Source organism: Streptomyces sp. NPDC026672 (assembly GCF_040638185.1).
In the GTDB taxonomy this organism is placed as follows: domain Bacteria; phylum Actinomycetota; class Actinomycetes; order Streptomycetales; family Streptomycetaceae; genus Streptomyces.
The window spans coordinates 59,187-72,886 of the sequence record NZ_JBEZXS010000045.1 but is presented as its reverse complement, the minus strand read 5'-3'; the positions used below and the strand labels follow the sequence as shown (position 1 = coordinate 72,886).

Here is a 13,700-nt window from a genome sequence, read left to right as displayed (position 1 = left end):
CTGGGCAGGACGGTCAGTCCGGCGGTGACGGCGGCGGTGGTGGCGAGGGCGGCGGTGAGGGTGAGGCTCTTGCGGTTCATGGTGGGCTCCCCGGGTCGAGGTTGTTTGAATTTGAACTTCCTGACAGGAAGGAACACTAGCCCAGACGTTCAAATTGGAACAACCTCGGAAGGTGTGACCCCCGTCACAGGGTGAAGGTGGTGTCCGGCGGTGCCGGACCCGTCACTCCTGCGGGGCGTCGCGTACGACGCGACTGCGGCCTCGGAACTCGGCGACGACCGTCTCGCCCCGCAGCACGGTCACGTCGTAGATGCCGCTGCGGCCGTACCGGGTGCGCTCGTGGGCGATCGCCGTCAGGACGTCGCCCTCCCTGGCGGGGGCCGTGAAGGTGATGTCCGCGCCCGCTGCCACCGTGACCGGGCCGCGGCTGTTGCAGGCGCAGGCGAACGCCGTGTCGGCCAAGGTGAAGACGAAGCCGCCGTGGGCGATGCCGTGGCCGTTGACCATGGCGGCCGTCACGGTCATCCGGACCACCGCCGAGCCGTCCCCCGCTTCGAGGAGTTCGATGCCCAGGCCGCGGGAGGCGGTGTCGGCTTCGAACATCGTGTGGGCGGGGCCGGTGTGCGCTTCGGGGCCGGTCGTCACAGGGCCACCTCCGGGGTATCGGTGACGGGCCCGCGGCGGCGGGCGATGTCGGACAGACGGTCGACGATCAGCTCGATGTCCCCGCGGGTGGTGCGGTAGTTGGTGACGCAGGCCCGCATGCCGTGGCGGCCGTCAAGCCGGGCCGGGCCGAGCAGCGCGGTGCCCTCGTCGATCAGTTCGGCGAGTACGGCCGTGTGGTCGGCCTCGGACGCGCCCCTGATCCGGAAGCAGACGGCGGTCAGCGACACCGGCGCCATGAGCTCCAGGCCCTCGGCCGCCTCGATGAGGTCGGCCATGTACCGCGCGAGGTCGAGCGTGTGGTCGACCGCTTCCCGGAAGGCGTCGATCCCGAAGGTCCGCAGGGCGCTCCACACCTTGAAAGCCTTGAAGCCGCGGGAGAGTTGGGGGCCGTAGTCCATGTAGTCGACCATCAGCGGGTCCTCCTCGACGGTGAGGTACGAGGAGGAGAACGCGTAGGTCCTCGCCAGCAGGGCGCGGTCCCGGACCAGCAGACAGCCCGCTTCGAGGGGCGTGAAGAGGAGCTTGTGCGGATCGAGCGCGATGGAGTCCGCGCGGGCGCACCCGGCGAAGGCGTCCCGCTTGCGCTCCGACAGCACGAACAGCGCGCCGTAGGCACCGTCGAGGTGCAGCCACAGCCCCTCCCCCTCGCACACGTCCGCGATGGCGTCGATCGGGTCGATGGACCCGCTGGTGACCGTCCCCGGGGTGGCGACGACGCAGAAGGGCTCCTTCCCGGCCGCGCGGTCGGCGCGGACGGCCTCCTCCAGGGCGTCGACCCGCATGCGGTACCGCTCGTCGGTGGGGAGGTGGCGGACGTTGTCCGTGCCGATGCCCAGGAGGGCGGCGGCCTTGTCGACGCAGCGGTGCGCTTCGGCGGAGGTGTAGACGACCAGTTCAGGTGCCGAAGTCTGCAGACCCCGCTCGCGGAAGTCGGGGCGGCGGGCGTGCAGCGCCGTGGTGAGGGCGTTGAGGGTGGCGATCGAGCCGCCGCCGGTGAGGATGCCGCCCACCCGCTCGTCGTAGCCGAACAGCCCGCCCAGCCAGGTGACGACGGCCCGCTCGACGACACTCGCGGCCGGTGAGAGCTGCCAGAAGTTGCAGTTCTGGTTGATGGTCGCGGCGATCGCCTCGGCGTAGGGCGCGATGCCGTTGGGCGGGCCGAGCACGTAAGCGAGGAAACGGGGGTGGGCCACGGTGGTCGAGTTCGGCAGGATCTTCTGGTCGATCTCGCGGAAGAGTCCCTCGACGCCGATGCCCTTGTCGGGGAACGGCGCCGCCAGCAGGCCGGCGAGCACGTCGCGGTCCACGTCGGGCACCAGGGGGCGTTCGGGGAGGGACCGTTCGTAGTCGTCGAAGAACGTGGTCAGCAGGCGGCCGGCGGTCTCCCTGTCGGCCTCGTTCAACGCGAGTATCGGCTGGTCGGACATGTGTGTCTCCGGGGGGTGCGGTGGGGAGGTCGTCTCGCTCATGCTAGCCACGAGGCCGCCGCACGGGATGCCAAAGATGCCCTCGATGAGGTGCCTCGTTAGCATGGGATGCCATGGATAAGACGGATCGAGCAATTATCGCGCACCTGATGGCGGACGGGCGTCTCGCCAACACCGAGCTGGCCGACCTCGTGGGCCTGTCTCCCTCCCCGTGTCTGCGCAGGGTGCGGCAACTCGAGAGCAGCGGCGTGATCACCGGCTACCACGCGACGGTCGACCCGGTCGCCGTCGGCCGCGGGTTCCACGTGCTGGTGCACGTGGAGATGGCGGTGCAGGACAGGAACACCATCGAGGAGTTCGAGGCGGCCATCACCGAACTCGACGAAGTGGTCCACTGCCTGCGGCTGTTCGGGCAGCCCGACTACGTGCTCTGGGTCGCCGTACCCGACATCGAGACGTACGAGCGCTTCTACATGGCCCGCCTCACCGGTCTGCCGGGAGTGGCGCGGACCAACTCGCAGTTCACCATGAAGACGGTCAAGAGCACGCCGGGGCTGCCCCTGCCGGGCGGTCCGCGATGAGTTTCGGCCGGGCCGCCGGTCTGTTCCGGTGACCGTCGGAGGACGTCGTACGACGCGTACGGCGCCCCGGCACAGGACATCACGGAGGACAGCATGACGACCACGCCGCACGAGCCGACCGCCGCGCCGCACGACTCGACCGCCGCGCAGTCCGAGGCGGCCACCGTGCTGCCCGGCCGGCCGCCCGTCGTCGACCTGGCCACCTGGCAGGCCGCCCGTGACGAGCTCCTGGTCCGGGAGAAGGTCCACACCCGGGAGGGCGACGCCCTCGCCGCGGCCCGCCGCCGACTGCCGATGGTGGAGTTCGACGGGACGCTTGAGGTCGTCGGCCCCGACGGTCCGGTCCCGTTCTTGGACCTGTTCCAGGGCCGCGACGAGCTCGTGGTCTACAAGCACATGTGGTACGACGGCGCGCCGCACCAGGGACAGTGCGAGGGCTGCACCACCACCGCCTGGCATCTCAAGGACGCCGCCTACCTCAACGCCGGCGGAGTCTCGTTCGCCGTCCTGACCACGGGCCGGTGGGACGAGGTGGCCGCCTACGTCGAGTTCATGGGCTACACCCAGCCCTGGTACTCGGTGCGCGACGTGGAGGCACCGGTCGGCGACAGCATGGGCTCCCTCACCTGCTATCTCCGCGACGGTGAGCGGGTGTTCCTCACGTACTCCACGACGGGCCGCGGCAACGAGCGGGTCAACGGGTCCCTCGGCCTGCTCGACATGACGCCCTACGGCCGCCGCGAGACATGGGAGGACAACCCCGAGGGCTGGCCCGAGGGGAGCGACGCGTGCTGGACCTGGCGCTCGGACGCGTCCGGCAACTCCACGTGGGGCCCGACCAGCCGCCCCGTCCCCCAGTGGACCCGCCCGGGCGCGGCGCCGGTGGAGTCCCTTGGCCGCGAAGGCCACTGCCACTGAGGGGACTTCGCCGACGGCGCCGGTGGTGCCGGGGCGTGCACCGGTGTTGTCCCAGCCTGCGATGGTCACTAAAGTCCGTCGGGTGACTGCCGGGTCGGCCATGGGCCACACACGAGTGAGGTTCCCGGCCTCGGCGTGAGCACGAGGCGGGCGAGAGGCCCGCCCCCCTTCTCCGTGTCTCAGTTCCCGGCGCCCGCATCCGGCGCCGCGTCCCGGCGGAACCCAAGACCGGAGAAACCCCACTGATGTCCCATGACCAGCAGTACCCGTATGAATCCGAACTGCGGGCGGCCGGCGTCGCGTTGAACCACACGGCCGTCTACGCGAGCGACCGGCACCTGTCCGCCGAGTTCCTCGCCGTGATCCTGGGTTTGAAGGTCGGCGCCCCGTTCGGGCCGTTCCTGCCCGTCGACCTCGGCAACGGCGTGACGCTCGACTACTACGAGAAGAGGGACGAGCCGATCCAGGCACAGCACTACGCCTTCCTCGTCCCTGACGAGCAGTTCGACGCCGTGATCGCCCGCCTGGAGGCGGTAGGGGTCACCTACTACGCCGACCCCGGCCACACCGACCCCGGCCGGATCAATGATCTGTTCGGTGGCCGCGGCGCCTACTTCGACGACCCGGACGGCCACAACATGGAGGTCATGACCCGGCCTTACGCCCGCCCATAGGGCAGGTGTCGGTGAGGGTGGTCGTCAGTCCAGCCACGTTCCGTTGCGCATGATGACTCGCCCGCGTAGTTCCGGCTCGCCGCGCCACGCTCGCACGGTTCTCGGGACCACGCGTAGGTACAGAAAGGAACCCTCTTCCGCGCGTGGATCCCAGCCGAACTTGTCGGCGAACGCGTCCGCCGCGTCTCCGGGCACCTCCTGGTCCGGGAAGTGCTCCGCATCGCCCTGGAGGAGGACCACGTCGAAGGTGTCCGCCAGCGCCAGGTGCACGCGCGGTTCTTCGCGGACGCGTGGTCTCCATGAGGTCCGACCCCAGCCAAGCGGGCGCGAAGCACGCCTGAGGCGTAGGACCTACTCCCAGCGACCGATGAACTCCCGGGCTTCATGCTCGGGGCTCGGGGCGGCCGGTCGATCAGAAGCGTCTGCCCCAGTTCACGGTTCCGGAGACGCAGTCGTTCCATCCGAAGTTGCTCAGGTGGTAGCGGGTGCGGCCGGCCGGGAGTTCGAGGCGCGAGCCACCCCAGTCGGGCCTGTCGAACAGGGTTATGTGCCATCGGCACCAGTCGACTGACGAAATGATGTCATTCCAGTCCCCCAGGCCGAGGAATCCGCGGGGCACTTTCCTGAGGTTCTTCCATCCCCTTCCGGGGCCGTTCTGCAACCAGTCTCCACCGAGGTCGTCGTGCTCGTAGTAGTGCGAGTCGACCGAGAGCGAGTCCGGGTTGGACGCGCCGATGTCGCCGTGGCGTGCGGCAGCCATCAGGTGGTCCCTGATCCCCTCCAGCGAGGTGAACATGTAGAGGACCTCGTCGGCTTTTCCGTCGAGGCCCGGCGTCGAGTAGAGCGCCTGCCCATCGAATTCGTGGACCGTTTCGGGCTCGTTCGTCTCGCCGTCGATCACCACCATCATCTCGGGCGGTCGGTGCGGCCTCGGGGGCAGTTGGGCGTCGCCTTCGGTGTGGCCGATCATCATGAGGTGATCTTCGTGCGTGATGCGAGGCGCGGTGACGGCCAACCGTTCCACCAGCGCATCGAAGGACTCGATTCCGGATTCCTTCAGGCTTTCACGAACCTGCGCCACCATTTCCTCGTGGCCCGGTTCTGTGACCTTCTGGTTCATTTGCTGGGTCATGACGAATTCCCATGTTCTGATCCGGAGCGGAGTGATCGGGGGTCGACGCACCCCTTTCCATTCAGGCACATGCGCATATGAAACGCACGTGGATCACGTCGGGACGTCAGGGGAAGCCGGTATTACGTGGCTGCTGGGTTCGTGGTGCCGGTATCGTCCCTCTCCCGAACCGCCGTACCGGCGGCCGACGTTCAGAGAGTGATGCGGATGACCAGTCGGCAGGTGACAACCACCCTGTGGCGCCCCACCGGCCCCAAGGAGCTGGATCTGGTTCGGGAGCTGAACTGGCGTGCCTGGCCGCCCCGGCTGCCCGAGCAGCCGATCTTCTACCTGGTCCTCAACTTTACCGACCGCGGGTAGTGCCGCCCGTGATGTCCGCCTGGGCCTGTGACCAAGGCGTCATGGGCTCGTTTACCGACCGGGTCCGGGACGTCTGTCATGTTCCGGCGTCGGCACGGAGGACAAGTGGTACGGCGAGTGGTGGTCGGGGACCTGCGGGTCCAGCAGATCGAGCGGAAGGACGGGCGGCGGTCGTGGACGATCGTCTGGCCTGAAGGGGCGGTGCATGCGGAGGCGGACCGGTTCCTTCGCGTGCACGACGGTTCGGGGACGCAGAAGACGTACGCGTATTACCTGGTGGACCATCTGCGGTGGCTGGAGCGCGAGTGCCTGGGCTTCGACACGGTGGTGTTGCGGGATCTTGAGCGGTACATGGGGATCGTCGGCGCCGAGGTCCGCATGCCGCTCGGTGAGCCGTGGCGGGTCGGCAAGAGCCCCTACGGCCGGGCGGCGCTGTCGACCGCCGCAGCCTGCCTGAAGGGCTTCTACCTGCATCAGGCCTCGCTCGGCATCAACGGCGAGCTCGGCAAGCAACTCGGTGTGACTCGGCTGCCGTCCCAGGCGGACCGCCGCCGCTCGTTCCTCGGGCACGTGAAGAGTGCGATGCCCGCCAACCCGCTCGCGCCGAGGGGGCCCCAGCGGCGACACCCGAAGATGCTCCCGGACGGCGCTCGCGAGAAGCTGCTGGCGACGGTGAACTCGGCCCGGGACCGGCTGGTGGTGACCTGGCTCGCTGACGGCGGGCTTCGGATCGGGGAGCTCTGCGGGCTGCATCTGGTCGACCTGCACTTGCGCGAGAACGCGGCCTGCGGCGAGTGCCGCAGCCCTCACCTGCACGTCTGCCACCGGCCCGGCAACCCGAATCGGGCGGAGGCGAAGACCAAGCACCCATGGCGGCTCGAGAACGGCACGGTCACCGGTGGGCTGATCAAGCGGGTCAGCCCGGCGATGGTGCACACCTACTTCGAGTACCTCACCGGCGGCGAGTATCCACGCGGCCGGTCCGGGCACGGGATGCTGCTGGTCCAACTGCATGGCGCGGGTGCCGGGGAGCCGTGGGCCCCGGTCGGAGCCCGCAGGATGCTGGGTCGGGCAGGGAAACGCGCCGGCCTGGGGCTCGTGAAACCTCATGCCTTCCGCCATTCCTTCACCTCGGCGGTCCTCGACGCATCGGACGGCAACCTGCTGATCGCCCGGGACGCGGGCGGCTGGGCCTCGGCCACGATGGTGGACGAGGTCTATGGGCACGTCGACGTCCACGACCCGGCGTTCGACACGGCACTCCGTACGGTCTGGGGTGAGCAGAAGTGAGCGCGAGGTCCCTGCTGCCGATCCAAACCGACCGGCCCGACCGTCAGGGCCGGGACAGGCTGGAGATTCTCACGGCCCTGATCCACAGCCCGTCATTCGACCCGGTTTTCCGGGAACCGATCATCCGGATCCCTCGCGGCCACGCTGTCTATCGGTGGGAATGCCTCATCAACCAGTGCGAACGCGTCCGTGACGGCGGAACGGATCTGTGCTCAGTGCACCGCCGAGAATGGAACGAGGCCAAGGAGCGCGGGGTCGGCAAGGCGGCCTTTGTCACGGCGGCGGAACCGCTCGGTCCGTCGGAGTGGATCCGCGAGGAATCCTGCCGTATCTGCCCCCAACGGCCCGCGGCGCACACCGCGACACGGCTGTGCGTCCGGCACCAGACTCGATGGCTGTATCTGCGCAGGTCCGGAGCCGTTGAGGAGTCAGAATTCGCCCGTTGGCTGGGAGACCAAGAGCCAATGACGGGCTATGGAGAGTGCCAGGCCGCGGTCTGCGCCAGCCTGGCCTACTCCCCGCTGGGGCTGTGCTCGGGACACCGCCATCGCTACCGGCTGCACGGACGTCCTGGCGGCGCTTCGCTCCCGGACCACTGGTGGCATTCCTACGAGCGCATCGGGCAACCCGTCCCGGTAGTGATGGAGAACCGGGAGGAGTTCCGGGCCTGGTGCGCCTCGGTGGCCGCGGTGACCTGGCCGGGGCAGATCAACCTGCGCGGGCTCAGGCCTCTGCTGCGGGCCGAGATCCAGTGGGGAATGTTCCGCCACGCCGAGCAGCCCGAGCCCGGCCGCTGGGACCTTGAGTGGATTCAGCGCATGGTCAACGCCTGCCGGGAGAGCCGCGTCGACTCGCTGGTCGATCTCGACCTGGGCGCCCTGGGCGGCTTCTCGTCCAGCATCGTCAGGGAGATGCGGCGAGAACTGCAGTTGATCTACTTCACCCCGGACGACTGCCGCGAGGCAGGCTTCTTGGAGACGGACCACTTCGGCATCCGGTTCGACAAGCGGGCCAGCCACATCGACCTCACCGCCGTGCCGCAGCGCTGGCTGCGGGACCTGCTGTGGGACCACCTCGCCGATCTGCTGCGGTCTCCACGCTGCCCGAGGACCGCCACCGCAGTCGACTCGTTCCGCCGGGCATGCACCGAGCTGGGCGCGTATTTGGAGGTCGACGCTCCAGGTGGAGGCCATGATCCCAGTGCGTTGCGCGGCGAGCACATGCAGCGCTTCGTGGCCGACCAGCGGCGTCGAGAACGCGACGGCCTGCCGTCGATCGCGCTCATCAGCTCAACCGGGAAGCCGCCGAAGGTGACCACACATACGCGCCGGGCGGTCTTCAACAGCGTCCGCCGGGTTCTGCGGGATGCTCTGGAGGACGGAACCGCCCAACGGCTCGGTCTGGACCGGGAGTTCATCACGTTCATGCCCGCCGGAGGCGGAGCGCCGCTTCGAGCCCGGCGGCCGTTTCCGGACGAGGCGGCCCGCGCACTGGCCGACGGGGCGAACCTTCAGCGCCTCGCTGACGCCTACGATCCCAGCGACCACGGCCTGCGTGACGTCTGGGAAGCGATCGTCACGACCGGGCGCCGCACCAGCGAGGTCCTGAAGCTGCGGTGGGACTGCATCGGCCGCTATGGCGGCCTGCCCATGTTCTGGCACGACCAGACCAAGGTCGGCAACTACGACGCCGCGATCCGCATCCCCGAGAGTCTCTACGAACTCCTTGCGGAGCGGCAGCGTAAGACCTTGGAGAAGTTCACGGCCCGGCACGGCCACGCCCCTTCGCCACAGCAACGCGCGGCGATGGCCCTCTTCCCCCGGACCACACGCAACTCGCAGATGACAACCTCGCTGTCCTATACCTGGTTCATCAGGGGTTTCCGGCTGTGGGTGGACGAACTCGATCTCGGCCGCCTCGTCCCGCACCAGGCACGGCACACTCTGGCCACGAACCTCCTGCGGCACGGCGCGACCCTGACGCACATCCGCCGCTACCTCGGCCAGGTCTCCGACCGCATGGCCGAGCACTACGTCCACCTGACCAGCTCCGACCTGGAGAACGTGCTGCAGCACGTCTGGGTCGCCGGCCCCGGAGCGGCCCAGCCCGGCGAGCTCCTGGCCGGGGAGACAACTCCGCTCACCCGGCAGCAGGCCCAAGCCCTCGCGATCGACCTGTCCCGCCGCAGCACACCGGCAGAGGGGGGCTTCTGCACCTTCCAGCCCGTCGTCGACGGCAGCGCCTGCCCCTGGAACCTGGACTGCCACAACTGCGACAAGTTTGTCCTGTCCGGCGCCGACCTCCTCTACTGGCGTCGCAAGCGCGAGCAGTGGCGGCTGTTGGCCGAAGGCGCACCCGACGACGCCACCGCCGACTACCTACACCGTTACTTCGAGCCCACCGCCCGCGCCATCGACGGCCTGGAGAAGGCGTTGGCCGGTCTGGGGCTCCTTGACGACGCCCTCGCCCTGGACCTGCGCAAACCCCAGGACTACTTCCACCGCGTGTGGTCCACCGCCTTCCGTGCCACCGACCTGGTCGAGGCAGCCGAGCCGGGCGAAGGCGAGTACGACGACGAGGGCGCAACCGCCGACGATGAGGAAACGTACGCATGACTACATCTGCTGTCCCCGAGCCCCGCACAGCCGCCGCACTGGCAGCCCGCCGCCGCAAAGCCGAGGCATCGCTCCAGCGGGTCCACGAGGCCATCTCCTGGCTGAGGCGCGAGAAGGCCCAGGTCAGCGTCGCCGCAGTCGCCCGCCGCGCAGACGTCTCCCGCACCTTCCTCTACGACAACCCCGAGGCCAGGAACGCAGTCGCCACCGCCATGGCCGAGACCGGCGAGCGGCGCGGGCAGTTGCTTGCCGAGCAGGACGACGAGCGTGAGGCGACTTGGCGCGAGCGGGCCCTGAACGCTGAGGACTCCCTCAAGGCCGCCCACGCCGAAATCCTCACCCAGCGCAGCCGCATTGGCGAACTCCTCGGACGGGTACGGGACTTGGAAGCCGAGTGGACCGAGGAGGCCATCCAGCGGATCACCACCGAGAACACCACCCTCAAGCAACGCGTCCGCCAGCTCACCACCGACAACCGCACTCTCGACGAGCGGCTGAAGGCCGCCCGCTCGAACTTGCGCTTCCAGGACCGACGCGTCGCCGACCTCGAAGCCCGCATCACCGAACCGCGATCGAGCACTTGATCCCTTCCCGCTGACTGCGGGACTGGTATGGACGAACGGACTCTGTCGCTGATCTTGCATCGGTGCGGGTGCTCGGCTCATTGGTGGTGACTGGTGCCAGGATGGACTTCTGTCGTACGCCAGAGCGAGGAGCGATATGGGCGAGCTGCCGCAGTGGCTTGAGAAGTGGTTTGCGGAGAACGAGGCCGAGTGCCGAGCACGAGGAACCAAGGTGGTGCTGCGGCTTCGTCCTGCTGATGGGCGCCCTGACCGTCCGGGGCGCAAACCGACTGCCGACGCGAAAGTCACTGCCGAAGCGGGGAGCCGGTGGGGCAACGCTGCTGTGTATGCCGGGGGCTGGGGCCACCTCATGGGGATCGATGACGTGACTGAGGTGGTTTGGCAAGCGGACCTCCGCCCCGACTCTCAGGACGAGGTCGATGTGATCATCGGGCACCTGCTGGCCTGGGTCGAGTCGACAGCTGAGGTGCCGAGCTGGGCCAGGAGCTAAGAGAGGGCAGGGACGCGCTGGAACACGCCTCACCAGCACGACCTGCCCCACCGGGAGTGACCACGAGCCGGGCCGCCCGCCGGCACCGGTCTCGTGCCATGAGACCACTCAGACGAGTCACAGCAACGGCCTCAACTCGGCGTCACGGACATGTAGTCTATGAATCGTCGCAGTTCAGAGCCGGTACGCGAGCTCCTGCGGTCGGTAAACTCAACGAGGACTACGCGGTCAGGATCGCGCGGGACTGGAACGTGAAGCACGACGGCGCCGGCTTCGTCACTCGGTTCGAGGTCGAGTCGGAGTTCTTGAGCCGGTATCCCGTGCAGCGGGCCGGCGGGCGGACGATCCTCGAACTATGGGTTCCGGCCGAGGACTTGGACGACTTCAACGCCCACATCGTCGGCGAGATCCAGGTGGTCCATGAGTTCCGCTGACGCCTCTAGGCCCGTGGCACGTCCTTGATGAACACGATTCCGTCGAGTTCGGACAGGTGTGCCGGGTCGAGCGGGGCGTAGCCGTAGTACGGGGACACTCGGGGTGCGGGGCGGGTGTCGGTGTCGGTGTCGAGGACGGTGGTCAACGCCGGGGCGTTGATGACGGCGTGGTCCTCAGGGAGTCCGTACAGGAGTCCTTCGACGGTGTCCGGCGCAGGCGTGTCCACGCCCCGGTGCCGCATCGTGCCGAGGGCCGTGGCCAGGAAGGCGTACCGCTCGCCCAGATGGGCGCTCACGATCGCACCGGCGCTCCACCACTCCAGCGCCAGGTCACCCATCCGCATCGAGCTCTTGTCCCGCTGCAGATGGGCGTTGTGGGCGTGGACCAGCACCGGGCCCCGTTCGGCGAGGGCGAGGAGGTTGTCGGCCATCATCCGGTCCCGCAGGCCCACCAGACGCGTCATGCGGCTCGGTGAGGTGTCGGCCATCCAGAAGTGGTAGCGCAGCAGCCCGGTGGCCGTACGCCCGTACAGACGTGCCCGGTCCCAGTCGTCCCGTGAGGTCACCCTGATCAGGTGCGGCGTCCGTGTGTCGAGCAGCGACACCAAGTCGTCGGCGAGCAGCCGCAGTTCCCTGGCCCCGGCCGACCGCCCCACCGACCGCGCCGGATCCATCATCGCGGCGGGCTCGGTCCACCGGTCGTCGGCGCCGAGCAGACGGTCGAGTGTGTCCGCGGTGCACGGGAGCAGGCCCGCGTCCACGTGGGCGGAGAGGTAGCCGTGGAGTGCGATGAGCGACGATCGCGGGCTTTCGGCGCCGGTGATCTCCAACGGGCCGTCGAAACCGGCGAAGCGCAGTCGCTCGGACGCGGGTCGGCCGTTGTTGTGGTCGCGCATCCAGCGCACGAGTTCGCGGTTGGCCGCGGACGCGCCGAAGCCATGACTGAAACCGTGCTCCATGACGTCGTCGAGGGTGCCCGTGCCCGAGGTGATGTAGTCGTCCACGGCCAGGCCCCTCATGCAGTCGCTCTCGATCGCGACCGTCCGGTAGCCCTCCTGCTCGACGAGTTGCCGGAAGAGCTGGTTGCGCAGGTCGAGCAATGCGTCCTCGCCGTGGGTGGGTTCGCCCAGGGCGAGCAGCGCCGGCCGGGCCGGGAGCAGCCGCATGACGGCGGCGGCCTCGACGGCATGGGCGGTGTCCTTGATGTCGGTGACCATGCGTTCAACGCTATCGTTGAACCAACAGTGGAAACTTCTACGCGACAACAGCGGGTCCATGGGGTCAAAGCTTCAAAGGGGTGAGCGGCTGAGGCCGATCGACCTGGCACGTGCGCACGGCCTGTCCACGCAGGCGGTCAGGAACTACGAGGAGGCGGGCGTCCTTCCGGCCGCCGGTCGCACACCCCACGGCTACCGCGCCTACACCCCGCTGCACGCGCGGGCCCTGCGCGCGTTCCTCGCCCTGGTGCCCGGCCATGGCCACCCGACGGCGACCGCGATCATGCGGGCGGTGAACCAGGACGCGGTTGATGAGGCGTTGCGTCTGATCGACGAGAGCCACGCCCAACTCCTCGACGACCGAAGGACCTTGCGCGCCGTGGAGCACGCCCTGCGCGGCCTGGAGTCCGGCGCGGTGTCCGGGACACATGCGGCGCCCGGGACACATGCGGCGCCCGGGACACATGCGGCGCCCGGGGCACGTGCGGTGCCCGGAGTGCATACGGTGCCCGGGGCCGCCCCCACCGTGCCGGGGTCCGTCGTGTCCGGTCCGGCCGACCGGTTCATCGGGCCGTTGGCGAGGGAGCTGGGCATCCGGCCCGCGACCCTGCGCAAGTGGGAGCGTGCCGGCCTGGTGCGCCCGCGCCGCGACCCGCGGACCGGGTACCGCGTCTACGACAGGGCCGACGTACGGGACGTCCGGCTGGTGCACCAACTCAGGCGGGGCGGCTATCTGTTGGAGCAGATCGCCCCGCTGATCACCCAGGTACGGGCGGCGGGCGGACCGGAGCCGCTGGAGGACACCCTGCGCGACTGGCACGGCCGGCTGTCCGCACGCGGGCGCGCGATGCTGACCGGCGCCGCCGAGCTGGAGGTCTACCTCCGCGAGCGCGGATGACACCTCCGTCGGTCGGCCGGGGTTGCCGCGGCTACACGGTCAGTTTCTCGGCGGCTTCGACCGCACGGCAGTATTCGATCTGTTCGAGGATGAGCTTCCTGGCCTTCCGCAGGGAAACGATCCGCGCGTCGATCATGTCGAGTTTGCCCTGAAGGCTCTCCTGGGCCCTCGAATGATCGATCGCCCCTTCGGAAAGCTCTTTGGTGAAGTCGAGTATTTCTCGCAGCGAGAAGCCGATCGCCTTGCCGGACGCGATGAGCTCCGCCACCTCGACGTCCTGCTCCGAGTAGACCCGGTAGCCGTTTCCCTGCCGGTTCTGGGAAAAGAAGCCGACCTTCTCGTAGAACCGGATCGTGTCGGTCGACACACCGACCTTCTTGGCGAACTCCCCGATCAACATCAGGCGCTCGTCTC

14 protein-coding genes and 2 pseudogenes are annotated in these 13,700 nt (G+C 68.8%); 10 read left to right on the top strand and 6 right to left on the bottom strand.

The annotated features are described in order from the left end of the window. Positions 1-222 precede the first annotated feature (222 nt). Together paaI and AB0F77_RS35735 are read right to left on the bottom strand one after the other, a co-directional pair. Positions 223-603, bottom strand: a complete 381-nt coding sequence (paaI, locus tag AB0F77_RS35740) for a hydroxyphenylacetyl-CoA thioesterase PaaI (RefSeq protein WP_361956463.1) — start codon at positions 601-603, stop codon at positions 223-225. A 38-nt stretch (positions 604-641) separates the two neighbouring features. After that, positions 642-2,093: a pyridoxal-dependent decarboxylase gene (locus AB0F77_RS35735; protein WP_361956446.1), complete on the bottom strand. Its 1,452-nt coding sequence runs from the start codon at positions 2,091-2,093 to the stop codon at positions 642-644. Between the two features lie 113 nt (positions 2,094-2,206). On the opposite strand from AB0F77_RS35735, the gene AB0F77_RS35730 reads away from it, so the two are divergent. From AB0F77_RS35730 to AB0F77_RS35720, 3 genes are all read left to right on the top strand, one after another. Beyond that, positions 2,207-2,674 (top strand): Lrp/AsnC family transcriptional regulator, encoded by a 468-nt coding sequence (locus AB0F77_RS35730; RefSeq protein WP_361956443.1) that lies wholly within the window; start codon positions 2,207-2,209, stop codon positions 2,672-2,674. A 93-nt stretch (positions 2,675-2,767) separates the two neighbouring features. Next, the gene (locus AB0F77_RS35725) at positions 2,768-3,592 is read left to right on the top strand and encodes a DUF899 family protein (protein WP_361956440.1); all 825 of its coding nucleotides are present in this window, start codon (positions 2,768-2,770) and stop codon (positions 3,590-3,592) included. A gap of 245 nt (positions 3,593-3,837) precedes the next feature. Continuing rightward, positions 3,838-4,266 (top strand): VOC family protein, encoded by a 429-nt coding sequence (locus AB0F77_RS35720; RefSeq protein WP_361956437.1) that lies wholly within the window; start codon positions 3,838-3,840, stop codon positions 4,264-4,266. Between the two features lie 24 nt (positions 4,267-4,290). Here the strand turns inward: AB0F77_RS35720 and AB0F77_RS35715 are convergent. Both AB0F77_RS35715 and AB0F77_RS35710 read right to left on the bottom strand, forming a co-directional pair. Beyond that, positions 4,291-4,554, bottom strand: a pseudogene (locus tag AB0F77_RS35715) (pyridoxamine 5'-phosphate oxidase); the annotation flags it as partial. Between the two features lie 124 nt (positions 4,555-4,678). Continuing rightward, a complete protein-coding gene (locus tag AB0F77_RS35710; RefSeq protein ID WP_361956434.1) occupies positions 4,679-5,398 on the bottom strand; it encodes a hypothetical protein in 720 nt (239 codons plus the stop codon). A 207-nt stretch (positions 5,399-5,605) separates the two neighbouring features. Here AB0F77_RS35710 and AB0F77_RS35705 point away from each other — a divergent pair, with 207 nt between their 5' ends. From AB0F77_RS35705 to AB0F77_RS35680, 6 genes and pseudogenes are all read left to right on the top strand, one after another. Further along, on the top strand, positions 5,606-5,758 hold the full coding sequence (locus tag AB0F77_RS35705; RefSeq protein WP_361956469.1) for a hypothetical protein: 153 nt from the start codon (positions 5,606-5,608) through the stop codon (positions 5,756-5,758). Positions 5,759-5,863: 105 nt separating this feature from the next. Beyond that, on the top strand, positions 5,864-7,048 hold the full coding sequence (locus AB0F77_RS35700; RefSeq protein ID WP_361956431.1) for a tyrosine-type recombinase/integrase: 1,185 nt from the start codon (positions 5,864-5,866) through the stop codon (positions 7,046-7,048). Between the two features lie 464 nt (positions 7,049-7,512). Continuing rightward, on the top strand, positions 7,513-9,663 hold the full coding sequence (locus tag AB0F77_RS35695) for a site-specific integrase (RefSeq protein ID WP_361956428.1): 2,151 nt from the start codon (positions 7,513-7,515) through the stop codon (positions 9,661-9,663). Further along, entirely contained in the window at positions 9,660-10,247 is a 588-nt protein-coding gene (locus AB0F77_RS35690; protein WP_361956425.1) for a DUF6262 family protein, read from the top strand. The genes AB0F77_RS35695 and AB0F77_RS35690 overlap by 4 nt, the downstream gene beginning before the upstream one ends. A gap of 136 nt (positions 10,248-10,383) precedes the next feature. Next, entirely contained in the window at positions 10,384-10,737 is a 354-nt protein-coding gene (locus AB0F77_RS35685; protein ID WP_361956422.1) for a hypothetical protein, read from the top strand. 209 nt (positions 10,738-10,946) lie between these two features. Beyond that, positions 10,947-11,171: pseudogene (locus AB0F77_RS35680) on the top strand (hypothetical protein); the annotation flags it as partial. 5 nt (positions 11,172-11,176) lie between these two features. Here the strand turns inward: AB0F77_RS35680 and AB0F77_RS35675 are convergent. Continuing rightward, entirely contained in the window at positions 11,177-12,388 is a 1,212-nt protein-coding gene (locus tag AB0F77_RS35675; RefSeq protein WP_361956419.1) for an erythromycin esterase family protein, read from the bottom strand. 58 nt (positions 12,389-12,446) lie between these two features. Here AB0F77_RS35675 and AB0F77_RS35670 point away from each other — a divergent pair, with 58 nt between their 5' ends. Then, positions 12,447-13,286 carry a TioE family transcriptional regulator gene (locus AB0F77_RS35670; RefSeq protein WP_361956416.1) on the top strand — a complete coding sequence of 280 codons (840 nt, stop codon included), beginning with the start codon at positions 12,447-12,449 and terminating at the stop codon, positions 13,284-13,286. A gap of 31 nt (positions 13,287-13,317) precedes the next feature. Here AB0F77_RS35670 and AB0F77_RS35665 read toward each other — a convergent pair whose 3' ends face one another. Further along, positions 13,318-13,686: a MerR family transcriptional regulator gene (locus tag AB0F77_RS35665; protein ID WP_361956413.1), complete on the bottom strand. Its 369-nt coding sequence runs from the start codon at positions 13,684-13,686 to the stop codon at positions 13,318-13,320. Positions 13,687-13,700 lie beyond the last annotated feature (14 nt).